This is a genomic window from Streptomyces sp. NPDC055506 (assembly GCF_053643595.1).
This window is the reverse complement of record NZ_JBSHKH010000011.1, coordinates 1-26,449: the sequence shown is the minus strand read 5'-3', so window position 1 is coordinate 26,449 and position 26,449 is coordinate 1. Positions and strand designations below refer to the sequence as shown.

The following is a 26,449-nucleotide window of genomic DNA, read 5'->3' as shown; positions in this document are numbered from 1 at the left end:
TCACAGCAGGCCGACTCAGCGTGCGTACAGCCCCTCGACTTCCTCCGAGAACGCGCGCAGTACCGCCTGGCGGCGGAGCTTCATCGAGGGGGTCAGATGGCCTGCCTCCTCGGTGAAGTCCTCGGCGAGGATGGCGAAGGCGCGGATGGACTCCGGGCGGGACACCATCTTGTTGGCCTCGTCGACGGCGCGCTGGAGGACGGCCCGCAGATCCTCGTCGTCGACCAGGAGCTTGGGCGGCACGGGGTGTTTGCCGTTCATCTGACGCCAGTGGCTGATGCCGTCCGGGTCGAGGGTGATCAGGGCCGAGACGAAGGGACGGCCGTCGCCCAGGACGAGGCACTGGGAGATCAGCGGGTGGGAGCGCAGCCAGTTCTCCAGGGGGGCCGGGGCGACGCTCTTGCCGCCCGCGGTGATCAGCAGTTCCTTCTTGCGGCCGGTGATCGTCAGATAGCCCTCGTCGTCCAGTTCGCCGAGGTCGCCGGTGGCGAGCCAGCCGTCGGGGGCGGCGGGGACGACGCCGCCGGCCTGGGGGTCCCAGTAGCCGCGCAGTACGTGGTCGCCGGCGAGGAGGATCTCGCCGTCGGCGGCGATCCGGACGCGGGTGCCGGGCAGCGGCCAGCCGACCGTGCCCAGGCGGGGCTTGAGGGGCGGGGTGACGGTGGCGGCGCCGGTGGTCTCCGTCAGGCCGTAGCCCTCGAAGATCTCGATGCCGGCGCCGGCGTAGAACGCGGCGAGTCGGCGGCCGAGCGGTGAGCCGCCGCAGATCGCGTAGCGGACCCGGCCGCCCATGGCGTTGCGGATACGGCGGAAGACCAGGGGGTCGTAGAAGACCCGGGCGGTCTTCAGGGCGCGGGAGGGGCCCGGGCCGGTGCCGGTCTGCCGGGCCTCCATCGCCTCGCCGTAGCGCTGTGCCACCGACACCGCGCGGTCGAACGAGGTCACCCGGCCGCCCGCCTCGGCCTTGGCGCGGGCCGAGTTGAAGACCTTCTCCAGCATGTACGGGATGGCCAGCAGACAGGTCGGCCGGAAGCTCGCCAGGTCCGGCAGCAGGTGGTCCGCCTTGATGCTCGGCGCGTGGCCCAGCCGTACCCGGGCGCGGATGCAGGCGATCGCGACCATGCGGCCGAAGACGTGGGACATCGGCAGGAACAGCAGGACCGAGGCCTCTTCGCTGGTCTTCGTCTTGAAGACGGGGTAGAGGAGCTCGATGGCGTTGTCGACCTCGGCGAAGAAGTTGCCGTGGGTGAGGGCGCAGCCCTTGGGGCGGCCCGTGGTGCCCGAGGTGTAGACGAGGGTGGAGAGCGTGTCGGGGCCCAGCATGCCGCGCCGCACCTCGACCTCGTGGTCGGCCAGGTGCGCCCCGGCTTCCGCGAGCCGGTCCACGTGGCCCTTCTCGACGACCCATATGTGGTGGAGGTCGGGCAGGCGTTCGCGCTCCGGGCCGAGGGCGGCGGCCTGCCCGGCGGTCTCGGTGACCAGGGCGACCGCGCCGGAGTCCTGGAGGATCCAGCGGGCCTGGAAGACGGAGGACGTGGGATAGATGGGGACGGTGACCAGACCGGCCGCCCAGGCCGCGAAGTCCAGGACCGTCCACTCGTAGATCGTGCGAGCCATCACGGCGACCCGGTCGCCCGGCATCAGCCCCTCGGCGATCAGCCCCTTCGCGACGGCGAGCACCTGGGCGGCGAACTCGGCCGCCGTGACGTCGCTCCAGTTCCCCTCGGCGTCCTTGCGGCTGAGCACCACGGCGTCCGGCTCCGCGCTCGCGTTGTCGAACGGCAGGTCGGCGAGCGACCCGTGCGTCCACGGCGGCGCCAGCGGCGGTACGGCGGCCTCCCGCACCACCCCGTCCAGCCGCCGTGTCTCGGGCTCGACCAGCACCGGTCCTCCGTACACGTCGCCGTAGGCGGAGGAGGGATACGCAGTGGACACGGGCGGCTCCTGGGGCGTGCAGCGAAGAACTGCTTGCTGCATGGACGTACGTGCCTCGCACGCCGAGGCGCTCAACCGGCTGAACCCGCAGAAAGGGGTTACTGCCGGTAGGAACGGGATCGTACGGCCCTCACGTGGCGGGTTTGTGCGGGTTCGGGGATGGTCCGGAGTCGGGCCTGTGCATTCTCGGGGGTTACGTGAGGGACCTTCAGTTTTGGTGCTGTCTCAGGCTTCACGCCCGCTCCAGGACGGCCGTCACCCCCTGCCCGCCCGCCGCGCAGACCGAGATCAGTCCGCGTGCGGGCGCGTCCCCTTCGGCCTCGGCCAGGAGCTTGGCCAGTGTGGCCACGATCCGGGCGCCGGTGGCGGCGAAGGGGTGGCCGGTCGCGAGGGACGAGCCGGCGACGTTCAGCCGGTCGCGGTCCACCGTGCCGAGGCCCCGCTTCTCCCACGCGGCGAGCGTCGCCAGCACCTGGGACGCGAACGCCTCATGAATCTCGATCAGTTGGAAATCGGCCAGATTCAGCCCGGCCCGCTCCAGCATGCGCGGGACCGCGTACGCGGGTGCCATGAGCAGGCCGTCCTCGCCGCCCGCCACATCGCCGTCCACGAAGTCCACGGCGGCCGTCTCGTACGCGGTCAGATACGCCAGCGGTGTCAGGCCGCGCTCCCGGGCCCACTCCTCGCTCGCCAGCAGGACGGTGGCCGCCCCGTCCGTCAGCGGGGTCGAGTTCCCGGCGGTCATGGTCGGGCCGGGGTGGTCGAGGCCGAACACCGGCTTGAGGGCGGCGAGTTTCTCCGCGGTCGAGCCGGGGCGCAGATTCTGGTCGCGGGCCAGGCCCCGGAAGGGGACCACCAGGTCCTGGAAGAAGCCGCGTTCGTACGCCGCCGCCAGCCGCTGGTGGCTCGCCGCGGCCAGTTCGTCCTGGGCCTCGCGGCCGATGCCCCAGGCCCGGGCGGTCACGGCGGCGTGTTCGCCCATGGACAGGCCCGTGCGCGGCTCGGCGTTGCGCGGGATGTCGGGGACGAGATGGGACGGGCGCACCTTCGCCAGGGCCTTCAGACGGGCGCCCGCCGACTTCGCGCGCCTGGCCTCCAGCAGGATGCGGCGCAGGGTGTCATTGACGCCCAGGGGCGCGTCACTGGCCGTGTCGGCGCCGCCCGCGACCGCCGACTCCGTCTGGCCGAGGGCGATCTTGTTGGCGGCGGCGATGACGGCCTGGAGCCCGGTGCCGCAGGCCTGCTGGATGTCGTAGGCCGGGGTGCGCGGGTGCAGCGTCGAGCCGAGGACCGTCTCGCGGGCGAGGTTGAAGTCGCGGCTGTGCTTGAGCACGGCACCGGCGACGAACTCGCCCACCGCGCCGGGCTCCTGGAGCCCGTACCGCTCGACGAGGCCGTCGAGGGCGGCGGTGAGCATCTGCTGGTTCGAGGCGGTGGCGTAGGGCCCGTCGGAGCGGGCGAACGGGATGCGTGTTCCGCCGATGACGGCCACGCGCCGCACCTGCGGCACCGTCTGCCGGGGGCTCATCTCGACACCTGCTGGATGCTCATCTCGACACCTGCTCGATGCTCATCTCGACCTGCTCCTCGCCTGTGACGTAGCATTACCTCCGGTAACCTTACTCCAGAGTAAGGAACCGCGAGCATCCTCCGGAAGCTGGGAGTTGGAATGGCCGACCGCTATCTGCGCTTCACCGGTACCGCGCCCGGCCGTTTCCTCACCCGCCGCCTCGGCCTGCCCCGGCCCGCGGCGCTGACCCGCTGGTCCCCCGAGCGCCCGGCCCTGGACGGCGGCCTGCGTCATCTCACCGCCGGCCGGTCCGCCCTCGGCCTCGCACCGGTCCTCGCCCGTACGGGAATCGCCCCGGCCGGCCCCGACCGGGCCGCCGCCGTCATCCTGGACGCGAGCGGGGTGCGGGACGTCGAGGGACTGGCCGAGGTGCACGCCGCCCTGCATCCCGGCATACGGTCACTCACCACGAGCGGGCGCGTGGTCGTGCTCGGCGCGCCGCTCGACCCGGCCGACCACCACCAGGCCGCGGCCCAGCAGGCCCTGGAGGGCTTCACGCGCTCCCTCGGCAAGGAGATCGGCCGGGGCAGGACGGTGAACCTGGTCCGGCTGACGGACGCGTCCGCCGCGGAGTCCACGCTCCGTTTCCTGCTCTCACCCAAGTCGGCGTATGTCAGCGGGCAGGTGATCGAGGTGGGCACGCCCCAGGAGCCCGGGGAACCGGCACCGGACGGGGACCGCCCCCTGACCGGCCGGACCGCCCTGGTCACCGGTGCCGCGCGCGGTATCGGTGAGGCGGTCGCCGAGACACTCGCCAGGGACGGGGCCCGGGTCGTCGTCCTCGATGTGCCGGGGGCCGAACAGGACGCCCGGCGCGTCGCCGCCCGGCTCGGCGGCAGCGCGCTGCTCCTCGACATCACGGCCGCCGACGCGGGCGCGCGGATCGCCGAGGCCCTGCCCGACGGCCTGGATCTACTCATCCACAACGCGGGCATCACCCGCGACCGGCGGCTGGTGAACATGCCGGCCGAGCGCTGGATCTCCGTGCTGGAGGTGAACCTGGCGAGCGTGCTGCGCACCACGGACGCGCTGCTGAAGGCCGGGACGCTGAAGCGGGGCGGCCGGATCGTGGCGACGGCCTCCATCGCGGGCCTCGCCGGCAACGCGGGGCAGACCAACTACGGGGCCAGCAAGGCGGGCGTCGTCGGCCTGGTCCGCTCCCTCGCGCCGCGCGCGCTCGCGGAGTACGGCGTGACGGTCAACGCGGTCGCGCCCGGCTTCATCGAGACGAAGATGACCGCCGCCGTCCCGCTGTTCATCCGCGAGGCGGGCCGCCGGATGAACTCCCTCGCCCAGGGCGGCCTTCCGGTCGACGTCGCCGAGACCACGGCGTGGCTGGCGCACCCCGGCTCGGGCGCGGTCAACGGCCAGGTCGTGCGCGTCTGCGGCCAGAGCCTGCTGGGGGCGTGATGTCCGACGCCGCCGCTCTCGTCCTCACCGGGTCCCCCTCCCTGGCGCCGCTCCTCGCCCGCGGTGCCCTGCTCTCCCCCTTCAAACGGCCCGCCCCCGACGCGGAGTTCCCCCGCACCCGGCTGGTCCTGCCCGCCCTGCGCGTCGACCTCGCGCGGCTGGCGGCGTACGAGCGGGTCTGCGGGTTCCCGACCGGGGAGGACGCGCTGCCGCTGACGTATCCGCACGTGCTCGGATTCCCCCTGGCCATGCGGCTGATGAGCGGCCGGGACTTCCCGCTGCCGCTGCTGGGCCTGGTCCACACGTCGATCACTCTCACCCGGCACCGGGGAATGCCGGCGACGGGCGCGTACGAACTCGCGGTGCGGATCGGCGGGCTGGGACCGCACCGGCGCGGCACGGAGGCCACGGTCGTCACGGAGCTGCGGGAAGGCGGTGACCTCGTCTGGGAGTCGAGCAGTACGTATCTCGCCCGGCACCGCACGGGACGACCCGGTGAGGCTCCTCGGGAAGAGGTGCGCAAACCGCTGCACGCCGTCGCCGAGTGGCGGCTGGCCGAGGATGTCGGGCGGCGCTACGGGGCCGCCTCCGGGGACCGCAACCCGATCCACCTCCACCCGCTCACCGCCCGGCTGTTCGGCTTCCCCCGGGCCATCGCCCACGGCATGTGGACGGTCGCCCGCTGCCTCGCCGCGCACGGCACGCCGGTCTCCTGCCGCGTACGCGCGGAGTTCAGGGCGCCGGTGCTGCTGCCGGGGACGGTGACGTACGCGGCGGAGGACGGCCGGTTCGAACTGCGGGACGGGCACGAGCGAGTGCACGTGACCGGAGCCGTCTACCCGGCCTGAGCGCCCGCCTGCTCCTCCCCCGTCTGCTGCTCCCCCGTCTGCTGCTCCCCTGTCTGCTCCGGCGGTGACCACGGTCTCCCCGCCATGAGGTCGCCCAGGCCCGCCCACGCGAAGTTCATCATCGTGGCCGCGGCCTGGCGGGCCGTGATGCCCGGGGTGGCGTTGGCCCAGGCGGCGAGGGACTCGGCGGCGCCGACCAGGGCCTCGGCGAGGCCGGCGACCTCGCGCTCCGGCAGGTCGGGGTCGCGGTGGGCCTCACGGGCGCCGGTGAGGATGAGCTGCGTGACGAACGCGACGATCTCCTCGCGCATCGCGGCGACTTCGGCGGCGAACGGCTCGCCGTGCGTCCGGGCCTGGAGGTGCAGGACCGACCAGGCGTCCGGGTTGCGTCCGGTGTGGGCGAAGAACGCCCCGAGTCCTTCCCAGAGTTGCCGGTCGGAGGGCAGATCGGGCCGGACCCCGGCCCGCACCGCCGTCACGAGGGCCTTGGCCTCGCGGCGGATGCAGGCGGTGAAGAGGTCTTCCTTGGAGTTCAGGTACAGATAGACCAGCGGCTTGGACACGCCCGCGAGTTCGGCTATCTCGTCCATCGACGCGGCCATGTAGCCCCGTTGGCCGAAGATCCGCACGGCGGCGTCCAGCATCTGCTGTTCGCGGACCGCACGCGGCATCCGCTTGGTCTTCACGGCACCCATACGGCTTAGCGTACGGTCCCCCTGGCCTGCCCTCGGTCGTGAACCGAAGCGGACCGGCCAGGGGACGTCACCCCGTCACGCCGCGGCAGGCACCTTGTCGTGCTCCGCGTCCCGCGACTCGTCCCACGGGTCGTCCAGGGAGGAGCCGTCCGCCGTCGCGTAGGCCTCGCGGTCGAGCAGGTTCTCCCGGGCGGAGACCAGGACCGGGATGAGCGCCTGGCCGGCGACGTTGGTCGCGGTGCGGATCATGTCGAGGATCGGGTCGATCGCGAGGAGCAGACCGACGCCCTCCATCGGCAGGCCGAGGGTGGAGAGGGTCAGGGTCAGCATGACCGTCGCGCCGGTCAGTCCGGCCGTGGCGGCGGAGCCGACCACCGAGACGAACGCGATCAGCAGGTAGTCGCCGACACCCAGCTGGATGTCGAAGATCTGGGCGACGAAGATCGCGGCGATCGCGGGGTAGATCGCGGCGCAGCCGTCCATCTTGGTCGTCGCGCCGAACGGCACCGCGAAGGACGCGTACTCCTTCGGCACGCCGAGCCGCTCGGTGACCTTCTGCGTCAGCGGCATCGTGCCCACGGAGGAGCGGGAGACGAAGGCCAGCTGGATCGCGGGCCAGGCGCCCTTGAAGAACTGGACCGGGTTGGCCTTGGCGACGGTCGCGAGCAGCGCCGGGTAGACGCCGAACAGCACGATCAGGCAGCCGACGTAGATGTCGGCGGTGAACGTCGCGTACTTGCCGATCAGGTCCCAGCCGTAGGTGGCGATGGCGTTGCCGATGAGGCCGACCGTGCCGATCGGGGCGAGCCGGATGACCCACCACAGTGCCTTCTGGAGCAGCTCCAGGACCGACTCGCTCAGGTTGAGGATCGGCTGGGCCTTCTCGCCGAGCTGGAGGGCGGCGATACCGGCGACGGCGGCCATGAAGACGATCTGGAGGACGTTCAGCTCGGTGAACGGCGTGATGACGTCCGTCGGCACGATGCCTGTCAGGAAGTCGATCCAGGAGCCGGTCTCGTCGGGCTTCGCGCCGTCCTTGGGCGTGAGGCCGGTACCGGCGCCGGGGTTGGTGACCAGGCCGATGATCAGGCCGATGCTCACCGCGATCAGCGAGGTGACCATGAACCACAGGAGGGTGCGCGAGGCCAGGCGGGCCGCGTTGTTGACCTTCCGCAGGTTGGTGATCGAGACCAGGATCGCGAAGAAGACGAGCGGCGCGACGGCGAGCTTCAGCAGGCCGATGAAGGTGTCGCCGACCTTCTCCAGGGTGGTGGTCAGCCAGGACAGGTCCTGGTTGCGGGCGAGCCAGCCGAGCAGCACGCCCAGTACGAGACCGGCGAGTATCTGGGCCCAGAAGGGCACCTTGAAGGACTTCGTGTGTGAGGACACGGACTGACTCCGTTGGGGGGACGCGTAGGGGGAGCTGACGTGGGAGACGACGGGGGTTGGCGTTACGTCAGAGACGACAGTTGGCGGACGCGCACCGACAGAGATCCACGTGCAGCCGCGCGAAGAGCGCAAGCCTCCGGGGCGGAACGCTCCGGGGCGGAAGAGGCACGACTGCTGAGTTCATAACAGCGACACCTTAACACCTGAACTTTGAGGACCCCAAAGCCTCGCTTTGACAGGCGGAAACGCGCAGGCACCCATACAAGGCAAAGCGCCCCGTTTCCGAGCATGTACGGAAACGGGGCGCTGCGCGCGTGTGAGGAACCTTACGAGGCCTGACCCTGCGCCCGGCTGGTCTCGTCGGCCGAGTCCTCCTGGCTGCGGTTGGCCTCCATGTTGGCCTTCATTCGGTCGACCCGGTGCACGATCTGCACGGAGGCGCGGTCGCGCTCCTTGCGCAGCACGACGAAGCTGATCGGCGCGGAGAGCAGCAGGGCGAGCGTCACGATCCACAGGCCGTTGCTGTCGCCGAGGCCGCGCGGGGCGAGGCCGGAGTAGACGAGGCCCCAGACGACCACGAGGCAGCCCACGAAGATCCCGAGGCGCATCAGTGTGTAGCGGAGCATCTCAATCCACTCTTCCGATTCCAAAAAGGGCCAGTGTTCAGTGAAGCACGCCCGGCAGCCGATCTTTCAGGGGGGTCAGCTCAGCGGCAGGAGCATGATCACGTCGTCCCGGTCGTCGCCCGGCGCGACCCTGATGGCGCCCGGGATCCGGCCGACCTCCTTGTAGCCGCAGGACTCGTAGAACCGCTCGAGACCGAGCCCGCCCCGGCAGGTCAGCCGGATCGCCCCGATGCCGTCGAGCCCCCGGGCCGCCTCCGCGGCAGCGCCCAGCAGGTCACGGCCGTACCCCTTCCCCTGGTGACGCGGATGCACCATCACCGTGTACAGCCACAGCCAGTGCGTCATCAGGTGGTGCGTGTTGAGGGTCAGGAACGCGGTCGCCGCGACCCGCCCCTCCTCGTCGCACCCGACGAGCAGCCTGACCTTGCCCTCAGCCATCGACGCGAAGTGCGTCAGCAACGAGGGCCGGATGTCCTCACGCACCACGGGCGGCACGAACCCGACGGCTCCCCCGGCATTGGAGACGTCGGCCCACAGGTCGAGAATGCCGTCACGCAGTTCGGGCGTGACGGCGGGATCCAGGGTGAAGGTAAGAGGCACACAGGGATTGTAGCTATTACGACAACGCCCGCGCCGCCACTTCCAGATCCGAGACGAGGCCCCGGTACGCCGCCTCCCGGTCGTCCGCCCGCAGCACCGCCGACGGATGCACCGTGGGCACCAGCCGCTCCGCCCTCCCGTGGATCTCCTCCTCCAGCACCGTGCCCCGCACCTGCGTGACCCGGAACGAGGACCCGAGCAGCGCCTTCCCGGCGGTCGCCCCCAGCACGACGATCAGCTCCGGCTCCACGACCGCGAGCTCCGCGGCCAGCCAGGGCCCGCACGCGGTCATCTCCCGAAGGTTCGGAGCCTTGTGAATACGCCGCTTCCGGGGCTCGGCCTGCGTGAACTTGAAGTGCTTGACCGCGTTGGTGACATACGCCGCGGACGGATCGATCCCGGCTTCCTCCAACGCCCGGTCCAGAAGTCGCCCGGCGGGCCCGACGAACGGCTTCCCCTGCCGGTCCTCCTGATCCCCGGGCTGCTCACCGACGAGCATCACCCGGGCGTCCTCGCTGCCGGCGCCGAAAACAGTCTGCGTGGCATCCCGATGCAGGGGACATCCCCGGCACTCGGCAGCGGCCCGGCGCAGCGCGGTCAACCCACCGCGACCGGGAAGAAACGGCTCAGCGGTATAGGCATCCTCAGACGCCCCGGTCCTGACCATGCCCCCCGGGTACCCCACCCAGGGGCGCGGGGAACTGCGCGACCAGCCCCCACACACCCGCACCCGAAAAACTCACACCCTCATCGGCTGAGGCGACTCCCGACGCTCCGGGTCAGCCCCCTCGTACTCACGGATGATCTCGTACCGAGTGTTCCGCTCCACAGGCCGGAACCCGGCATCACGAATCAGATCCAGCAGATCCTCACGCGTCAGCTTGTTCGGCGTCCCGAAGTTGTCCGCATCGTGAGTGATCTTGTACTCGACGACCGACCCGTCCATGTCATCGGCCCCGTGCTGCAGAGCCAACTGCGCGGTCTGCACCCCGTGCATCACCCAGAAGACCTTGACGTGCGGCACGTTGTCGAACAGCAGCCGCGACACGGCGAAGGTCTTCAGGGCCTCCGCACCGGTCGCCATCTGCGTCCGCGCCTGAAGGCGATTCCGTACCTTCCCGTCCTTCATGTCGACGAAGTCGTGCTGGTAGCGCAGCGGGATGAAGACCTGGAAGCCGCCGGTCTCGTCCTGCAGCTCGCGCAGCCGCAGCACGTGGTCCACGCGGTGGCGCGGCTCCTCGATGTGGCCGTAGAGCATCGTGGCCGGGGTCTTCAGACCCTTCTCGTGGGCGAGCCGGTGGATGCGCGACCAGTCCTCCCAGTGGGTGCGGTGGTCGACGATGTGCTGCCGGACCTCCCAGTCGAAGATCTCGGCACCGCCACCGGTCAGCGACTCAAGACCGGCCTCGATCAGCTCGTCGAGGATCTCGGAGGCGCTCATCCCCGAGATGGTCTCGAAGTGGTGGATCTCGGTCGCCGTGAAGGCCTTCAGCGAGACGTGCGGCAGGGCCGCCTTCAGCTCCCGCAGCGAGCGCGGGTAGTACCGCCACGGCAGGTTCGGGTGCAGGCCGTTGACGATGTGCAGCTCGGTGAGGTTCTCCGACTCCATCGCCTTGGCGAGCTTGACGGCCTCCTCGATGCGCATCGTGTACGCGTCCTTCTCCCCCGGCTTGCGCTGGAAGGAGCAGTACGCGCAGGAGGCCGTGCACACGTTCGTCATGTTGAGGTGACGGTTGACGTTGAAGTGCACGACGTCGCCGTTCTTGCGGGTGCGCACCTCGTGCGCGAGGCCGCCGAGCCAGGCCAGGTCGTCCGACTCGTACAGCGCGATGCCGTCCTCACGGGTCAGACGGACACCCGTCCTGACCTTCTCCTCCAGCTCGCGCTTGAGCCCGAGATCCATGCCCACACCTTTCTACGAAGACGACCCAACCGTACGACTACCGACCTACTCCTCTTCGGGCAGCTCCCCGACCCGGTTCTCCCACTTGGTGGAGAGCACGATGGTCGTACGCGTCCGGGAGACGCCCTTGGTTCCGCTGAGCCGCCGGATCATCTTCTCCAGGCCGTCCACGTCCGCCGCCCGCACCTTGAGCATGTACGAGTCGTCGCCCGCGATGAACCAGCAGTCCTCGATCTCCGAGAGGTCCTTCAGCCGCTGTGCCACGTCCTCGTGGTCGGTGGCGTCGGAGAGCGAGATGCCGACCAGGGCGGTGACACCGAGGCCGAGCGAGGCGGCGTCGACGGTGGCCCGGTAGCCGGTGATGACACCGGCCGCCTCCAGCCGGTTGATGCGGTCGGTGACACTGGGTCCCGACAGGCCGACGAGGCGTCCCAGCTCCGCGTAGGAGGCCCGGCCGTTCTCCCTCAGGGCCTGGATGAGCTGCCTGTCCACCGCGTCCATTGCGATCGAAGCCTTCCGCTGAAGTTGTCTGTGGTCCGATGAGGTTTCGCCGGTCGTGCTCACTGGGAGTCGGCGCGGTGCGACCCGCCGCCGAGCTCACCTTGCCAACGGCGGTAGAGCCGGTGCGGCACGCCCGCCGCGTCGAGTACGCGTCCGGCGACGAAGTCCACCAGGTCTTGGATGTGCGTGGCGCCCGCGTAGAAGGCGGGTGAGGCCGGTACGACGTGCGCGCCCGCGTCGTCGAGGGTGACCAGGTGCCGCAGGGTCTGGCCGTTCAGCGGGGTCTCGCGTACGGCCACGACGAGGGGGCGGCCCTCCTTCAGGGTGACGCTCGCCGCCCGCTGCAGCAGGTCCTTCGACAGCCCGAGCGCGACACCGGCCACGCTCGCCGTCGAGGCGGGCACGATCAGCATGCCCTTGGTGGGGTACGACCCCGAGGAGGGCCCGGCGGCCAGGTCGCCGGCGCTCCAGTGCCGTACGGCGTCGAGGTCGACGGAGAAGGTGTCCGGCTTGCCGTCGGCGCCACGGGACAGCCATTCCCGCAGGTCGTCACGCCAGTGGGCGTCCCGGAAGGAGATGCCGGTCTCATCCAGCAGGGTGAGCCGCGAGGCCCGCGACACCACGAGATCGACACTCTCACCGGCCTCGAGGAGGGCCCGCAGCACGGCAGCGGCATACGGGGTGCCGGAGGCCCCGGACACCCCTACGATCCAAGGCGTACGTGGCGTCTCGCCTGGCTTGACTGGGTTCACAACACCGAGCCTATCGGGCGTCACAGGGTGGGAACCGGTGCAGGGGTGCGGGCCGTTGCACAAAGGGGTCCTCGCTCTCACAGTGCGAGGACCCCTAAGGAGATGAGCGAGCGCTGGGGGTCGCCATGTCTGGTCCGGAAGCCGGGAGGTCACAGGGCGATCGCGCGCTGGCCGCGGGCAAGCTGATGCTGGCCTGGGTGGCGCTGTTGTGGCTGCTGGAAGTGGTGGATGTGGCGACCGGCCACGCGCTGGACGGCTTCGGGGTCACCCCGCGCGAGCCGTCCGAACTGATCGACGTCGTCCCCTCGGCGTTCATCCACTTCGGCTTCGCCCATCTGGTGGCGAACACCGTGCCGCTGCTGGTGCTGGGCTTCCTGGCCGCGCTCAGCGGGCTGCGCCGTTTCCTCCTGGTGGCGGCGCTGATCGTCCTCGTCGACGGCCTGGGCGTCTGGCTGATATCCCCGCCGCACACCAACACCGCGGGAGCCTCCGGCCTGATCTTCGGCCTCTTCGGCTTCCTCCTGGTCACCGGCTTCCTCGAACGCCGCCCCCTGGGCATCCTGACCGGCATCCTGATCGCCGCGATCTGGGGCGGCTCCATCCTGACCGGCATCGCCCCGACCCAGTCGGGCGTCAGCTGGCAGGGTCACCTGCTGGGGCTGATGGCCGGGGTGGCGGCGGCGTTCGCGTTCCGCCGCCACCCGGCAGCACCGCCCGCGCTCAAACGGTGAGGCCACGCACCAGCAGGTCGAGCAGCGCGCACACGAACAGGGCGATGCCGATGAAGCCGTTGACGCTGAAGAAGGCGCGGTTCACGCGGGAGAGGTCGTGGGGGCGGACGATCGAGTGCTCGTACAGGAACGCGGACGCGACGATCAGCAGGCCCAGCCAGAAGAAGGCGCCCGCGTCGGTGGTCAGGGCGTACCAGACGAACAGGGCCGTCGTGAGGGCGTGGCAGACCCGTGCGCCCCAGACCGCCGCCGGGATGCCGAAGCGGGCCGGGACGGACATGACGCCGATCTCGCGGTCCGTCTCGACGTCCTGGCAGGCGTAGATCAGGTCGAAGCCGCCGATCCAGATGCCGACGGCGAGGCCGAGGATGACCGCGTCCCAGGACCAGGTGCCGGTGATGGCGAGCCAGCCGCCGACCGGGCCCATCGCCTGGGCGAGACCGAGGATGGCCTGCGGGAAGTTCGTGAACCGCTTGCCGTAGGGGTAGACCACCATCGGGATCACCGCGATGGGGGCCAGGGCCAGGCAGAGCGGGTTGAGCAGGGCCGCCGCGCCGAGGAAGACGACGAGGGCGACGAGCGCGCCCGTCCAGGCGTGCTTCACCGACATCGCGCCCGTCACCAGCTCGCGCTGCGCCGTGCGCGGGTTACGGGCGTCGATCTCCCGGTCGATGATCCGGTTGACCGCCATGGCGAAGGTACGCAGCCCCACCATGCAGACGGTGACCAGCAGCAGCCGCCCCCAGTGGATGTTCCGGTCCAGCTGGAACATCGCCGTGAGCGCGGCGATATAGGCGAAGGGCAGCGCGAAGACCGAGTGCTCGATCATCACCAGACGCAGGAACGCCTTCGTGCGTCCCGGCTGGGGGATCGCGGCGGATGCGGAGGTCACAGCCCGTACTCCTTCCACCGGCGGTCCACCTTCGCCGCCGTCTCCGGGTCGGACTCCACCATGTCGGGCCAGCCGCCGTCGCGGGTGTAGCCCTCCTCGGGCCACTTCTTCGTCGCGTCGATGCCCGCCTTGCCGCCCCAGAACTGCTGGTAGGAGGCGTGGTCGAGGTGGTCGACGGGCCCTTCGACGATGCTCAGATCCCGGGCGTAGTCCGTGTTGCCGAGGGCCCGCCAGGCGACCTCGTGCAGATCGTGGACGTCGCAGTCGGAGTCGACGACCACGATCAGCTTGGTCAGCGACATCATGTGCGCGCCCCAGATGGCGTGCATGACCTTCTGCGCGTGCTTCGGGTACTTCTTGTCGATCGAGACGATCGCGCAGTTGTGGAAGCCGCCCGCCTCCGGCAGGTGGTAGTCCACGATGTCCGGGATGATGATCTTCAGCAGCGGGAGGAAGAAGCGTTCCGTCGCGCGGCCCAGGGGCCCGTCCTCCGTCGGAGGGCGACCCACCACGATCGACTGGAGCAGCGGCCGCTTCCGCATCGTCACACAGTCGATCTTCAGCGCGGGGAAGGGCTCCTGCGGGGTGTAGAAGCCGGTGTGGTCGCCGAAGGGGCCCTCGGGCAGCATCTCGCCCGGCTCCAGCCAGCCCTCGATGACGACCTCCGCCTGCGCCGGCACCTGGAGCGGCACGGTCTTGCAGTCGACCATCTCGATCCGCTTGCCCGCGAGGAACCCGGCGAACAGGTACTCGTCGATGTCCCCCGGCAGCGGGGCCGTCGACGCGTACGTCACGGCGGGCGGACAGCCGAAGGCGATCGCGACGGGCAGCCGCTCACCCCTCCTCGCCGCCACCTGGTAGTGGTTGCGGCTGTCCTTGTGGATCTGCCAGTGCATGCCGATGGTGCGCTTGTCGTGGCGCTGCAGGCGATACAGCCCGAGGTTGCGGACGCCGCTCTCCGGGTCCTTGGTGTGGGTGAGCCCCAGATTGAAGAAGGAGCCGCCGTCCTTCGGCCAGGTGAACAGGGCCGGGAGCTGGTCCAGGTCGACGTCGTCGCCGGTGAGGACGACCTCGTGCACCGGTCCGTCCTTGACCTTCTTCGGCGGGACGTGCGTCATCGAGCCGAGCTTTCCGAAGGCCTCGCGCACGCCGACGAACCCGTGCGGCAGCTCGGGCTTCAGCAGCCCGCCGATCCGCTCGGAGATCTCGGCGTACGACTTCAGCTCCAGGGCCTTCAGCAGCCGCCGGTCCGTGCCGAACACGTTCATCGCGAGCGGCATGCTCGAGCCGCGCACGTTCTCGAAGAGCAGCGCGGGGCCGCCGGCCTTCTGCACCCGGTCGACGATCTCCCCGACCTCCAGGTACGGGTCCACCTCGGCCTTGATGCGCTTGAGGTCGCCCTCGCGCTCCAGCGCCCGGAGCAGGGAGCGAAGATCGTCGTAAGCCATGCGGTCCAGTATCCCCGAGCGGCTACCCTGGCCCTGAACCGCCCACCCGCTTTCGCTGAGAGGCCGCATGCTCCGGGTACTCATGTTCCTCGTGCCGCTGGCGCTGAGCGTGTACGCGTTCATCGACTGCATCAGCACCAAGGACGACGACATCCGTCACATGCCCAAGCCGCTTTGGGCACTGCTCGTGCTGGTGTTCCCGCTCGTGGGTTCGATCTCCTGGCTCATCGCCGGCAAGAAGCGCCGCCCGGCCGCGGAGGGCTGGTCCGGCGTCCGGGGCAGCCGCTCCCGGCAGTGGGTCGCGCCCGACGACAACCCCGACTTCCTCAAGTCCCTCGACGAGGACCCGAAGAGGGACGACGACCCGAAGCGCGACGAGCCCTGACCGTCGCCGCGCCGCTCAAACCAGCGCCTTGATCCGGGCGCTGGTGAGGGCCTTGTCGAAGACGCGTACGTCCCTGATCGCGCCGGGGAAGAAGTCGCTGGGCCGCCCCTCGTAGGTGGCGCGGCCGATCATCAGCCCGCCGGGTGCGGGCAACGGCCGGATGTCACGGGTCTCCGCCTGCTGCACGCCGTCCACGTAGAGCCGCAGCTTCCGCCCGGCCCCATCACAGACGCCCACCAGGTGCGTCCAGGTGTTCACGGCGGGCACGGAGTACCCCACGGCGCGCTGTCCGGGCCGGGCGAAGGCCCAGCGCTTCTCGTCGCTGGAGTACTGGAGGTAGAAGCCGCTGGCGTCACCGGCCTCCTGGCTGACGGCGGTGGCGAAGGTGCCCGGCTCGGTGGCCAGACGCACCCAGGCCGCGACCGTGAAGCTCCGTCCGGCCCCGGTCCTCAGCACCGGCACCTCGGTGATGATCTGGCTCCCGTTCCCGTCGAACACGGCGCCCCCGTCCTCGCCGGCCCGCCACCTGACCCCGCTCGCGGTGCCGTCGTTGTCACCGGCGGTGTCCCGGGCGAGCGCGCCGGAGGCCTCGTCGAGCGGCCAGACGCCGACCGGCTGCGCGGGCCGGGGGCCGGACTCGGGCCTGCCGTCTGGCTCGGGCCGGTTGAACCACAGCCCGGCACCGACGCCGAGCGCGGCGACCGCCCCGGCGCCGGACAGCAGGAACGCACGTCGGCTGCGACCGGCAGGTGGCGGGGTGGGTTCGACTTGAGTGGCCGGACGGGCCGGCCGGGGCGGGGCCGCCTCACGCGTGCGCCTGGCCGGGGCCGTTACGCGGGTGCGGTCGGCGGCGGTGTCGGGCCCCGGCGGGATGCGCGGCAGCGCCATCGTGCTCTCGGCGTCGGCCGGGCCGATCCGGGCGAGGATGTCGCGCGGCGTGGGACGGTCGGCCGGGTCCTTCGCCAGACACGCGGCGATCAGGGCCCGCAGCGCCGGGTCCCCTACGGCGGTGACATCGGGCTCGTTGTGGACGACCCGGTAGAGCAGGGCGGGGGTGGGTCCGGCGCCGAACGGATTGCCGCCGGTCGCCGCGAACGCCAGCACCGCGCCCAGGCAGAAGATGTCGGTGGCGGGCGTGATCTCGTCGCCGCTGACCTGCTCCGGCGCCATGAACCCGGGCGAGCCCGCCATGTGCCCGGTCCCGGTGAGCGAGTCGCCCTCGACACTGCGCACGATCCCGAAGTCGATGACACGCGGCCCGTCCTGAGCGAGCAGCACGTTGGACGGCTTGAGGTCACGGTGGACCAGGTTCACCGAGTGGATCGACACGAGCGCCTCTGCGAGCCCCGCGGCGAGGCGCCGTACGGCGTCCGTACCGAAGGGGCCCTGCTCCACGACCGCCTGCTCCAGCGACGGCCCCGCTATGTAACTGGTGACCAACCAGGGCAGCGGCGCGTCCGGGTCTGCGTCGATGACAGGAGCGGTGAACGCACCGCTGACCAGCCGGGCCGCCTCCACCTCCCGGCGGAACCGGGACCGGAACTCCGGCCTACGCACCAGCTCTGCGTGCACGACCTTGACGGCGACGTCCCGCCCACCCGGCGAACGCCCCAGGTAGACCCGGCCCATTCCTCCGGCGCCCAGCCGCCCCAGCAGCTGGTAGTCGCCTATGGAGCGCGGGTCGTCCGGCCTCAGCGAAGACACGAAATGAACGCCGCCCAGGCTTCGCGGGACACGAGCAGTACGGCTCTGTCAGGGGCTTTGCTGTCGCGGACCGGGACGGTGTTGGGGAAACCGGGGGCTATTTCTATGCAGTTGCCGCCGTTTTCGCCGCTGTAGCTGCTCTTGATCCAGATCGCCGCGCAGAGTTCGTGCCTCTTCATGCTGCTCGTACCCTTCCATCACGTCGCTGATCAGGGCGACGGACTCGCGGACTGACAGAACGTCTGCCCTGAGCACATCATAGGCGTGGCTGTGACGTGTGTAGATGGCCGGATCGTCCGTAAAGTGGCCACGGTCCAGGGACTCCGAGTACACCCATCGACGCCCGTCCGGCAGCTCGATCAGCGACATGGAAACGTTGGGTCGCAAGAGTTCCGAGAAGCTCGCCGGGGCAACCTGGACACGGATGTTGGGGCGCTGCCCAACGCTGAGCAGATGCGCACACTGGTCCCTCATTACCTCCGGGCTGCCGACCACGTTGCGCAGGCAGCTCTCGTCCAGGATGGCGATATAGAGCGGGCCGCCCTCCGCCAGGAACCGTCGCTGCCGACTCAGTCGGGCGCGAGCGCGCTCCTCGACCTCGTTCCCGCTGGTGACGCGCGCGAACAGCGCGCGAACGTAGTCACCTGTCTGCAACAGGCCTGGAATCAACCGCTCCTGGTACTCCCGCAACGCCACGGCCACCTCATCCATCTCAGCGCGCCGCCGGAACCAATCAGGATGCTCCACCTGCGGATACCAGTCGATCCGGCCCCACAACCGCTGCAACACCCCACCCGTACCGAGCAGTTCATCGCAGGTCTTGGCGAAACCGTCCGTCGGAACCCTCGTCCCCGCCTCCACCCGGGCCACGTGCGAACGGTCGCACGGGATACGGCCCGCCAAGCCCTCCTGCGTGAGCAACGCCGCTTCGCGGAAATGCTTGAGCACCTCCCCGAACACGGCCGCCGTACTCACCCCGGCCCCCGCGCCCGCGCTGCCATTGCGTCGACTCACGGCTCCCCCTCCGTGACAGTGCACCACCCGCACGCCCGAAACATTGATCCGGCCCATTCCCCTGCGCAACGCTCGATACACCCAGAGTTACGGAGGAGCACGAAATGGAACCGGGAACGCTCGTCTACGACCCGCACACGAACAAGGTCGGCGAGTACCAGGACAAGACCGGCCCGTACGTGATGCTGCGCCCGGTCGGCGGCGGCCGGGAATGGCAGGCCGACCCGGCACGGATCAGGCCGGCCACACCCGAGGAACGGATCAGTGCGGGCGTACGCGCGGCCAACGACCGTTCCAGGGAGGGACTGTCGGCCGATCCGGCCCGGCCTCCCGTCCCGGTGCCCGGGTGCGCGACCTGCGAGGAGCTCGCCGCCCAACGGGACAAGGCCCGGGCGTCGTTCGACGGAAGTGCGGTGACGGACGCGAACGTCCTGCTGCGCAAGCATCAACGCAACGAACACGGTGGGGAATCGGCAGGGCGCAGGCTCTTCCGGTACGTCCCTTACACGATCGTGCAGGACGCCTCCGCCCTGCCGGAGTACCAGGCGTACTGCGTCTCCGGGGAGGAGACGGACTGCGGGGCGAGCTCGGGCCCCTGCCAGGCCCCCGGCGAGGTCGAGGAGTGGCAGCGCAGGCACACTCAGGAGACCCGGCACCTGCGCTACCGCCGCAGCTTCGCGGACTACGCGGTGCTGGAGAGGCAGGGCTGACGGAGCGACCGTCGGGGCCGCCCGCTTCTCGCCTAGCCCAGGTACCGGGCCACCGCCTCCTCGATCCCCGCCGCGTCCGCGCCCTCCGCCGCCCAGGCCACGTATCCGTCGGGCCGTACCAGGACGGTCGTACGGCGGTCGCCCGCCCAGCGCTCCACGGTCAGCCACCCCTCACGGGCACCGGGGCCTTCGTACGTCCCGGGTGTGATCAGCACGAACCGGCCGCCGCGCAGCGCTTCGTAGAGCCGGCCGTCCTTCAGGGCGACGTCGGGGACGCGGGTGCCGGTGAGGCGATGGGCGCCGCGGGGGGCGGGGTAGGCGTAGCCGATCCCGGTGATCTGGCCCAGGGCCTTGCGCTGGACGGGCGGGGCCATGTCGACGAACGCGGAGACCAGGGCGCGGGCGGCACGCAGCAGCGGATTCCGCGCGCGGGCCAGCCTGACCAGTCCGCCACTGCTGCGCAGCACCGCGCTGCCGACCGGGTGGCGCTCGGCCTCGTAACTGTCGAGGAGCCCTTCGGGGGCCCGGCCCTGGACGGCCGCGGCGAGCTTCCAGCTCAGGTTGGCGGCGTCCTGGAGGCCGGTGTTCATGCCCTGCCCGCCGGCCGGGGAGTGGATGTGTGCAGCGTCCCCGGCGAGGAAGACCCGCCCGACCCGGTAGTGCGGTGCCTGACGCTCGTCGCTGTGGAAACGGGAGAGCCAGCGGGCGTCGTGCATGCCGTAGTCGGTGCCCAGGGCACGGCGGGTGATCTCCTTGACCTCGTCGAGGTCGAGCGGGGCGTCGTCGGAGACCTCGTTGCGGCGGTTCCAGCCCATGACCCGGTACCAGCCGTCACCGAAGGAGGCGATCATCGCGAAGGCGTCGCCGCGGCCGTTGACGGTGAGGACGCCCTCGGGCTTCTCGGCCAGCCGGACATCGGCCAGGATCAGCGATTTGATGACGGAGACACCGGGGAAGTCCAGGCCGATCGCCTCCCGCACGGCGCTGCGGTGACCGTCGGCGCCGACGACATAGGCCGCCCGGCGGGTGACGATCGCACCGTCCGCGCCGCGCACGTCGAGGTCGACCCCCTCGTCGTCCTGTCGCAGCCCCACGACCTCGCTCTCGTACGCGAACTCGACCCCGGCCTCCCGGGCTCGCCGCTCCAGGAGCCGCTCGACCTCGTACTGCGGGGTGATGAGCAGGAACGGGAAGCGCGAGGGCAGCGTGCTCAGATCGAGGGAGAGGCGGCGGAAGAGCCGCAGGCCGGTGATGGTGTCGCCGGTGGCGAGGAGTTCGTCGGCGAGGCCGCGGGCGTCGAGCTGCTCCATGGTGCGGGCGTGCACCCCGAAGGCGCGGGAGAGGTTGCTGATCTTTTGCGCTCGCTTCTCGACCAGGCTCACGGTGACGCCGGCTGTGGCGAGGTCACCGGCGAGGAGGAGGCCGGTGGGGCCGGAGCCGACGACGATCACGGTGCGGTGGGTGGCGGTGCCGTTCATGGTGGCCTCCTGTTGCCAACGCTGGGTTGCCATCGCCTGTGCGCCAACAAATGTTGGCCAACGCTCGTTGACCACGATAGCGAGGCGCCGGAGAGTGAGTCAACAGGTGTTGGCAAACAACTGTTGGCGAACGCTTGTTGACCCACACCCGTTGGCCTACGCTTGTTGGCGTGAACAGCAGCGACAGCACTCCCCCGGCCCCCGGCTCCGGCACCGGCACCCCCCGCCGCTCCGACGCCACCCGCGGCGCGATCCTCGCAGCGGCCCGCGAGCGCTTCGCGACCGACGGCTACGAGCGAGCCACCATCCGCGCCATCGCCAAGGACGCGAACATCGACCCGTCGATGGTGATGCGGTACTACCGCAACAAGGAGGGCCTCTTCGCGGCGGCCGTCGCCATCGACCTGCGGCTGCCGGACGTGAGCGGGGCGGACCGCCGGCAGGACGCGGGGCGGATCCTCGTCGAGCACTTCCTCGACATGTGGGAGGACAACGAGGTCCTCACCGCCCTGCTGCGGGTCGGCGTGACCAACCAGGCCGGGGCGGAGCGCATGCAGGGCATCCTGCGGGAGCAGCTGCTGCCGGTCGCCCGGCAGGTGTGCCCCGACCCCGAGCAGGTCCCGGCACGGGCGGCACTCATCGCGTCGCAGCTGCTGGGGCTGGCGCTCACGCGGTACGTGCTGCGGATGCCTCCGGCAGTGGGGCTGACGCGGGCGGAGATCGTGGCATGGCTGGCACCGACCATCCAGCGGTACCTGACCGCGCCGAGCCCCTGACCCGCCCCCACCCACGCCTCTGCCAACCTGGGTCAAGGATGGCCCGCCGGGCCATCGCCGAAGGCGACGCGAAGCGCCCTTGACGCGGGCCGTGGAAGCACGACACCGCCGAAGAAGCGGGCGGCCCCGAGAGCGCGGCGCACGTCACCCAGCCAGAAACCCACCCGTCCTGGACGCCCGCGCGGCTGCCACCTCCCGCGGGGTGCCCTCCGCCACCACCCGGCCTCCACCGGCCCCGCCGACCGGCCCCAGGTCGATCAGCCAGTCCGAGGCGTGGATGACGTCGAGGTTGTGCTCGATGGTGACGACGGAGTGCCCGGCGTCGACGAGGCGTTGGAGGACGCCGAGGAGGCGGGCGGTGTCGGCGGCGTGCAGGCCGGTGGTGGGCTCGTCGAGGAGGTAGAGGGTGCGGCCCGTGGTGCGGCGGCCCAGTTCCTTGGCCAGTTTGAGGCGTTGGGCCTCTCCGCCGGAGAGGGTGGTGGCGGGCTGGCCCAGGGGCAGGTAGCCGAGGCCCACGTCCACCATGCGCCGGAGCCTGGAGGCGACCGCCGGGACACCGGCGAAGACCGTCAGCGCCTCGTCCACCGTCGCCGCGAGGAGCTCGGCGATGTCGTGGCCCTGGTAGCGCACGGCCAGCACCTCGGGCCGGAAGCGGCGCCCCTTGCAGGTGGGGCAGCGCACCTCCACGGCCGGGAGGAAGTGCATATGGACGGTGAGCACACCGGCACCCTCGCAGCGTTCGCAGCGGCCTCCGGGGACGTTGAAGGAGAAGTGGCCGGGTGTGAGGGCGCCCTTGGAGTGGGCCGCGTAGGTCTCCCGGACGGGGGTGAAGACGTCGGAGTACGTCGCCGCGTTGGAGCGCGGGACCCTGCCGATCGGCTCCTGGTCGATGAGGACCGCCTTGGACAGGTGCTCCCAGCCGTCGATGGAGTCATGCTCACCCGGCCGCTCCCCTGCACCGTGGAAGTGGCGGCGGGCGGCACTGCCCAGGACGTCCAGGATCAGCGTCGACTTGCCCGAGCCGGACGGGCCGGTGACCGTGACCAGGCGGCCGAGCGGAATCCGGGTGGTGACGTCCTTGAGGTTGTGCGCCCGGGCGCCGTGGATCACCAGCGCCTCGGCGGCGTCCGCGCGGCCCCGCGACGCCGGGGCGGGCAGCCGGCCCGACAGATACGCCCCGGTCGTCGACCCTTCGGTGCGTGCCACCTCCGCCGGTGTGCCCTCGGCGACGATCCGGCCTCCGTCGCGCCCTGCCCCCGGGCCGACGTCCACCACCCAGTCCGCCGCCCGCAGCACATCGAGGTCGTGTTCGATGACCAGCACCGTGTTGCCCAGGTCGCGCAGCCTGCGCAGGACGCGGACCAGCCGCTCGGTGTCGGAGGGGTGCAGTCCGATCGTCGGCTCGTCGAGGACGTAGAGGACGCCCGTGAGGCCCGAGCCCAGCAGGGCGGCCAGCCGCAGACGCTGGGTCTCGCCGGCCGACAGACTCGGTGTCGCCTGGTCCAGGGTGAGGTAGCCGACGCCGACGTCGACCAGCCGCCGTACCCGCTCCTCCAGGTCGGCGACGACCGGTTCCACGAGCAGCCACTCGTCCCCGCCGGACCGCTCCCGCAGACCGGCCAGCCAGGTGTCGAGGTCGGTCAGGGGAAGCCGGGCAGCCTCGACGATGGTGTGTCCGTGGACGGTCACCGCCCGGCTCTCCGGCCGCAGCCGGGTCCCGCCGCACTCCCCGCAGGGTTGTTTCAGCAGGCCCTGCTGTTCGGCCCGCTCGCGGTACCCGGGGTCGTCGGCACGGTCGTTGTAGCGGCGCAGCAGCGCCGTCGCGACCCCTTCGAAGCGGCCCCCCGACACCGTCGCCGGCGGATCGGTGTCCGGGAAGTGCCGCCGGAACTCGGGGCTTTCGACGCCGTGGAGCAGCAGGTCCCTCGGGATGTCGCCCAGTTCGTCGACCGGCGCGTCCGCGTCGAAGGTGAAGCCGTAGTGGCCGGCGGCGGCCCGCAGCACGGGGAGGCTCCAGTCGGTGTACTTCGCGTTCCAGCCCTTCACCGCGCCCTGGGCGACCGACTTCCCGCCGTCGACCAGGCGCCGTACGTCGGGCCGGATCACCTCGCCCAGGCCGGTGCAGGCCGGGCAGGCTCCGGCGGGCTTGTTGAACGAGAAGGAGCCCATCACGAGTTCGGGCACGGGCGTGCCGCAGTGCGGGCAGGGCCGCTGCTCCGCCTCGGCGTCCTCGTCGCCCTCGGCGCCCTCGGCGTACGACGGCGGGATGTCCTTCCCGCAGCCGGGGCACGGCCGTACCCCGATGCGCGACCACAGCAGCCGCAGATACGTGAACACCTCCGTGACCGTGCCGACCGTGGAGCGCGGGCTGCGGTTGGTGTGGTGCTGGTCGACGCTGATGGACGGGGACAGGCCGGTGATCGAGTCGACGGCGGGCTTGCTGACGAAGCCGGTGACCATGCCCAGCGACTCCAGATACTGCCGCTGGCCCTCCCGGTGGAGGGTGTCGAAGGCGAGGGTGGACTTGCCGGAACCGGACAGGCCGGTCAGGACGACCAGCTTGTTCTTCGGGAGGGAGAGGGAGACGTTCCTGAGGTTGTGGAGCCGGGCACCGGTCACGCGAATGAAGGAGTCCATTCCTTCAAGTCTTCCATTGAAGTGCGGTGTTGAGACTTTTGAGAAACTTTTGAGCGATATGGCCCGCTGCCTGCTGCCGTAACCTTCAAATCGATGACGAACGAACGCCGCCTCCGGCCCGTCGACCTCGCCCGGTCGGCCGGTGTCTCGACGCAGCAGATCCGCAACTACGAGGACGCCGGTGTGCTCCCCCCGGCCGCCCGGACCGCGTCCGGCTACCGGGCCTTCACCGAGGTGCACCGCGGCGCGCTGCTGACGTACCGGACCCTGATGCGGGGCTACGGGCCGGTGCCGGCGACGCGGATCATGCGGACCCTGCACGAGGGAGACGTCCCGGGCGCGCTCGCGCTGGTCGACGCGGCGCACGCCGCCCTGCACGAGGAGCGTGTCTCCCTGCGGGCCGCCGGCGAGGCCCTGGAACTGCTGGCCGCCGAGCCCCCTGCGCCCCTCCCCCGGTCCGGCGGACTGCGCATCGGGGAGGTGGCCGCGCTGCTGGGCGTACGGACGTCGGCGCTGCGGGTGTGGGAGGGCGCCGGGCTGCTCACGCCCCGGCGCGAGCGCGCCACCGGATACCGGCTCTACGAACCGGCCGACGTGCGGGACGCCCGGCTCGTGCACACCCTGCGCCGCAGTCACTATCTGTTCGACCAGATCCGGCCGGTGCTGGAGGGGTTGAGGAGAGAGGGCAGCAGCGATGCCCTGCGCGCGGCCGTCGCGGCCCGCGGGGAGGCCCTGACGGCTCGGACCAGGTTGATGATCGAGGGCTCGGGGGCGCTCCACAGCTACCTCGCGTCAACAGAGCGCACCGGCAAAGGCTCGTAACGCCGTTCGAGATGCCATCCGTTCCATTGAAATGTGGCGAAAGCCGGTGTCGTCGAGGGCAAGTTCGGCATTCCTTTGGTCGGGTCTATCCCACCTGCGAACGGAGACGCCCTGTGCGAATGACTGACATCCAGCGTTGCGAGGTGCGACCTGGGCGACTCGTCGAATGGACACTCAGTCCGGCGACCGTCGCGACGGCGAAGGCGCTGCCGGAGGACTCCAGGCCGCCGGCGTACATCCAGGAGTCGCACCTCCGGACGGCGCGGTCCGTGCGCGAGGACGGACTGTTCGTGCCGACCTGGCTGGGCGCGGCGTTCGACATCCCGGGGCGGGCCGATCTGGACGCGCTGGGCGAGGCGCTGCGCGGCTGGACCCTGCGGCACGAGACCCTGCGCAGCGGCTTCCGCTGGGCGGGCGGTCCCGGTGACTCGATCCGCCGTTTCACGCTCGACGCCTCCTCGGTGTCCCTGCACCGCGAGGAGGTCGGCGACTTCACCGACCCGGCGGCCCTGGCCCAGCACCTCCAGGACCGCTTCGACACCACGGCGGACGCCCTGCGCTGGCCCAACCTCATCTACACCGCGGTGGTCCGGGACGACTGCACCAGCGTCTACATGGCGTTCGACCACAGCAACGTCGACGCCTACTCCATCCACCGCATCCCCGCCGAGATCCACGAGCTGTACGTGGCGGCCCGCGGCGGCGGCGAGGTGGCGGCGGCGCCGGAGCCGGAACCGGTGGGCAGCTACGTCGACTTCTGCGAGGCCGAGCGGGCGGACGCCGACCGCATCGACGCGGACCACGACATCGTCGCCCGCTGGCGGGAGTTCATCCACCGCTGCGACGGACGGCTGCCGAGCTTCCCGATCGACCTCGGCCTGGACCCCGAGGGCGGGCTGCCCACGCAGAAGTTCATGCGCGAGATGCTGGTGGACGCGGACGCCGCCGCCGCGTTCGAGGCGTACTGCCGCCCGTACGGCGGGAGCCTCGTCGGAGTGCTCGCGGCCAGCGCCCTGATCGTCCACGAGATCGGCGGCGAGCCCGTCTACCGTACGGTCGTGCCGTTCCACACCCGGGTGAAGTCCCAGTGGTCGCAGTCGGTCGGCTGGTACGTGGGCGGCGCCCCGATCGAGATCCCCATGTCCGAGGCCACCGACTTCCCGAGCGCCCTGCGCACCGTACGCGCCGCCCTCCAGGCCAACCGTCGGCTCGCGCGCATCCCCCTCGCCCGGGTCCTCCACCTGCTCGGCGCCGACTTCCGCCCCACCTCCCCCGACCTGTACTCGATCGTCTCCTTCGTCGACACCCGCGGCATCCCCGGCTCGGCCGACTGGACGGACCAGAACGCGTACGGGCTGCTCCGGGTGTCCTACGGCGACCAGGTGTGCGCCTGGATCACCCGGCTGCACGAGGGCCTGTGGTTCGCCAGCCGCTACCCGGACACGGACATCGCCCACAAGAACCTGCGGCTGTACGCGGAGCGGTTGCGGGACGTCATCACCAGTACCGCCGGGCCGCATTAGGGCCAGACGGCGAAGGCCGGTTCCCGTGACGCGCAGTCGCGGGAACCGGCCTTCAGTGCTTCAGCCCCGTCCGGGGCGTGCTCACACGCCCGCGTAGGAG

25 protein-coding genes are annotated in these 26,449 nt (G+C 70.9%); 8 read left to right on the top strand and 17 right to left on the bottom strand.

From position 1 onward, the window contains the following. Nucleotides 1-15: 15 nt before the first annotated feature. Together ACWIF2_RS06945 and ACWIF2_RS06940 are read right to left on the bottom strand one after the other, a co-directional pair. Nucleotides 16-1,935: an AMP-dependent synthetase/ligase gene (locus tag ACWIF2_RS06945; RefSeq protein WP_454359046.1), complete on the bottom strand. Its 1,920-nt coding sequence runs from the start codon at nucleotides 1,933-1,935 to the stop codon at nucleotides 16-18. A gap of 232 nt (nucleotides 1,936-2,167) precedes the next feature. Continuing rightward, nucleotides 2,168-3,463, bottom strand: a complete 1,296-nt coding sequence (locus tag ACWIF2_RS06940) for an acetyl-CoA C-acetyltransferase (protein WP_454359045.1) — start codon at nucleotides 3,461-3,463, stop codon at nucleotides 2,168-2,170. A 141-nt stretch (nucleotides 3,464-3,604) separates the two neighbouring features. On the opposite strand from ACWIF2_RS06940, the gene ACWIF2_RS06935 reads away from it, so the two are divergent. Both ACWIF2_RS06935 and ACWIF2_RS06930 read left to right on the top strand, forming a co-directional pair. Next, nucleotides 3,605-4,915, top strand: a complete 1,311-nt coding sequence (locus tag ACWIF2_RS06935) for a 3-oxoacyl-ACP reductase (RefSeq protein WP_454359043.1) — start codon at nucleotides 3,605-3,607, stop codon at nucleotides 4,913-4,915. Next, entirely contained in the window at nucleotides 4,915-5,763 is an 849-nt protein-coding gene (locus ACWIF2_RS06930) for a MaoC family dehydratase (RefSeq protein WP_454359041.1), read from the top strand. Before ACWIF2_RS06935 ends, ACWIF2_RS06930 begins: the two co-directional genes overlap by 1 nt. Here the strand turns inward: ACWIF2_RS06930 and ACWIF2_RS06925 are convergent. The 8 genes from ACWIF2_RS06925 to ACWIF2_RS06890 all read right to left on the bottom strand — a co-directional run bounded on the left by ACWIF2_RS06925 (nucleotide 5,751) and on the right by ACWIF2_RS06890 (nucleotide 12,229). Continuing rightward, nucleotides 5,751-6,458: a TetR/AcrR family transcriptional regulator gene (locus ACWIF2_RS06925; protein ID WP_454359039.1), complete on the bottom strand. Its 708-nt coding sequence runs from the start codon at nucleotides 6,456-6,458 to the stop codon at nucleotides 5,751-5,753. The genes ACWIF2_RS06930 and ACWIF2_RS06925 overlap by 13 nt on opposite strands. 75 nt (nucleotides 6,459-6,533) lie before the next feature. After that, nucleotides 6,534-7,847, bottom strand: a complete 1,314-nt coding sequence (locus tag ACWIF2_RS06920) for a dicarboxylate/amino acid:cation symporter (protein ID WP_454359037.1) — start codon at nucleotides 7,845-7,847, stop codon at nucleotides 6,534-6,536. Between the two features lie 326 nt (nucleotides 7,848-8,173). Then, nucleotides 8,174-8,473, bottom strand: a complete 300-nt coding sequence (locus tag ACWIF2_RS06915) for a DUF4229 domain-containing protein (protein ID WP_454359036.1) — start codon at nucleotides 8,471-8,473, stop codon at nucleotides 8,174-8,176. Nucleotides 8,474-8,548: 75 nt separating this feature from the next. Next, nucleotides 8,549-9,073 carry an N-acetyltransferase family protein gene (locus ACWIF2_RS06910; RefSeq protein WP_454359034.1) on the bottom strand — a complete coding sequence of 175 codons (525 nt, stop codon included), beginning with the start codon at nucleotides 9,071-9,073 and terminating at the stop codon, nucleotides 8,549-8,551. Between the two features lie 16 nt (nucleotides 9,074-9,089). After that, nucleotides 9,090-9,740, bottom strand: a complete 651-nt coding sequence (locus ACWIF2_RS06905) for a UdgX family uracil-DNA binding protein (protein WP_454359032.1) — start codon at nucleotides 9,738-9,740, stop codon at nucleotides 9,090-9,092. Between the two features lie 72 nt (nucleotides 9,741-9,812). Then, nucleotides 9,813-10,976: an aminofutalosine synthase MqnE gene (gene mqnE / locus ACWIF2_RS06900; protein WP_454359030.1), complete on the bottom strand. Its 1,164-nt coding sequence runs from the start codon at nucleotides 10,974-10,976 to the stop codon at nucleotides 9,813-9,815. 45 nt (nucleotides 10,977-11,021) lie between these two features. Then, on the bottom strand, nucleotides 11,022-11,477 hold the full coding sequence (locus ACWIF2_RS06895; RefSeq protein ID WP_031103084.1) for an Lrp/AsnC family transcriptional regulator: 456 nt from the start codon (nucleotides 11,475-11,477) through the stop codon (nucleotides 11,022-11,024). A gap of 59 nt (nucleotides 11,478-11,536) precedes the next feature. Next, a complete protein-coding gene (locus tag ACWIF2_RS06890) occupies nucleotides 11,537-12,229 on the bottom strand; it encodes a UbiX family flavin prenyltransferase (RefSeq protein ID WP_454359028.1) in 693 nt (230 codons plus the stop codon). A gap of 125 nt (nucleotides 12,230-12,354) precedes the next feature. Between ACWIF2_RS06890 and ACWIF2_RS06885 the strand changes: the two genes are divergently transcribed. Beyond that, nucleotides 12,355-12,960: a rhomboid family intramembrane serine protease gene (locus ACWIF2_RS06885; RefSeq protein ID WP_454359027.1), complete on the top strand. Its 606-nt coding sequence runs from the start codon at nucleotides 12,355-12,357 to the stop codon at nucleotides 12,958-12,960. On the opposite strand, the gene mqnP is transcribed toward ACWIF2_RS06885, so the two are convergent. Then, entirely contained in the window at nucleotides 12,950-13,852 is a 903-nt protein-coding gene (mqnP, locus tag ACWIF2_RS06880) for a menaquinone biosynthesis prenyltransferase MqnP (protein WP_454359025.1), read from the bottom strand. The two genes, ACWIF2_RS06885 and mqnP, sit on opposite strands and share 11 nt — an antisense overlap. Next, nucleotides 13,849-15,300: a menaquinone biosynthesis decarboxylase gene (locus ACWIF2_RS06875; RefSeq protein WP_454359023.1), complete on the bottom strand. Its 1,452-nt coding sequence runs from the start codon at nucleotides 15,298-15,300 to the stop codon at nucleotides 13,849-13,851. Before ACWIF2_RS06875 ends, mqnP begins: the two co-directional genes overlap by 4 nt. Nucleotides 15,301-15,367: 67 nt before the next feature. Between ACWIF2_RS06875 and ACWIF2_RS06870 the strand changes: the two genes are divergently transcribed. Further along, nucleotides 15,368-15,685: a PLD nuclease N-terminal domain-containing protein gene (locus ACWIF2_RS06870; protein WP_454359021.1), complete on the top strand. Its 318-nt coding sequence runs from the start codon at nucleotides 15,368-15,370 to the stop codon at nucleotides 15,683-15,685. A gap of 15 nt (nucleotides 15,686-15,700) precedes the next feature. On the opposite strand, the gene ACWIF2_RS06865 is transcribed toward ACWIF2_RS06870, so the two are convergent. From ACWIF2_RS06865 to ACWIF2_RS06855, 3 genes are read right to left on the bottom strand one after another with little or no spacing between them, the layout of a single operon-like run. After that, nucleotides 15,701-17,389, bottom strand: a complete 1,689-nt coding sequence (locus ACWIF2_RS06865) for a protein kinase domain-containing protein (RefSeq protein WP_454359019.1) — start codon at nucleotides 17,387-17,389, stop codon at nucleotides 15,701-15,703. Continuing rightward, nucleotides 17,377-17,490: a DUF397 domain-containing protein gene (locus ACWIF2_RS06860; RefSeq protein ID WP_454359123.1), complete on the bottom strand. Its 114-nt coding sequence runs from the start codon at nucleotides 17,488-17,490 to the stop codon at nucleotides 17,377-17,379. Before ACWIF2_RS06860 ends, ACWIF2_RS06865 begins: the two co-directional genes overlap by 13 nt. Next, nucleotides 17,438-18,403: a helix-turn-helix domain-containing protein gene (locus ACWIF2_RS06855; protein ID WP_454359017.1), complete on the bottom strand. Its 966-nt coding sequence runs from the start codon at nucleotides 18,401-18,403 to the stop codon at nucleotides 17,438-17,440. The genes ACWIF2_RS06860 and ACWIF2_RS06855 overlap by 53 nt, the downstream gene beginning before the upstream one ends. A 104-nt stretch (nucleotides 18,404-18,507) precedes the next feature. Between ACWIF2_RS06855 and ACWIF2_RS06850 the strand changes: the two genes are divergently transcribed. Further along, the gene (locus tag ACWIF2_RS06850) at nucleotides 18,508-19,113 is read left to right on the top strand and encodes a DUF7848 domain-containing protein (RefSeq protein ID WP_454359016.1); all 606 of its coding nucleotides are present in this window, start codon (nucleotides 18,508-18,510) and stop codon (nucleotides 19,111-19,113) included. Nucleotides 19,114-19,145: 32 nt separating this feature from the next. Here ACWIF2_RS06850 and ACWIF2_RS06845 read toward each other — a convergent pair whose 3' ends face one another. Next, nucleotides 19,146-20,591 carry an FAD-dependent monooxygenase gene (locus ACWIF2_RS06845; RefSeq protein ID WP_454359014.1) on the bottom strand — a complete coding sequence of 482 codons (1,446 nt, stop codon included), beginning with the start codon at nucleotides 20,589-20,591 and terminating at the stop codon, nucleotides 19,146-19,148. A 170-nt stretch (nucleotides 20,592-20,761) separates the two neighbouring features. On the opposite strand from ACWIF2_RS06845, the gene ACWIF2_RS06840 reads away from it, so the two are divergent. Then, on the top strand, nucleotides 20,762-21,367 hold the full coding sequence (locus ACWIF2_RS06840; RefSeq protein ID WP_454359013.1) for a TetR/AcrR family transcriptional regulator: 606 nt from the start codon (nucleotides 20,762-20,764) through the stop codon (nucleotides 21,365-21,367). A gap of 144 nt (nucleotides 21,368-21,511) precedes the next feature. Here ACWIF2_RS06840 and uvrA read toward each other — a convergent pair whose 3' ends face one another. Beyond that, the gene (uvrA, locus tag ACWIF2_RS06835) at nucleotides 21,512-24,004 is read right to left on the bottom strand and encodes an excinuclease ABC subunit UvrA (RefSeq protein WP_454359011.1); all 2,493 of its coding nucleotides are present in this window, start codon (nucleotides 24,002-24,004) and stop codon (nucleotides 21,512-21,514) included. Nucleotides 24,005-24,097: 93 nt separating this feature from the next. Here uvrA and ACWIF2_RS06830 point away from each other — a divergent pair, with 93 nt between their 5' ends. Further along, nucleotides 24,098-24,826, top strand: coding sequence for a MerR family transcriptional regulator (locus ACWIF2_RS06830; RefSeq protein ID WP_454359009.1), 729 nt, complete (start codon nucleotides 24,098-24,100; stop codon nucleotides 24,824-24,826). Between the two features lie 113 nt (nucleotides 24,827-24,939). Further along, nucleotides 24,940-26,349, top strand: coding sequence for a condensation domain-containing protein (locus ACWIF2_RS06825; RefSeq protein WP_454359007.1), 1,410 nt, complete (start codon nucleotides 24,940-24,942; stop codon nucleotides 26,347-26,349). Nucleotides 26,350-26,449 lie beyond the last annotated feature (100 nt).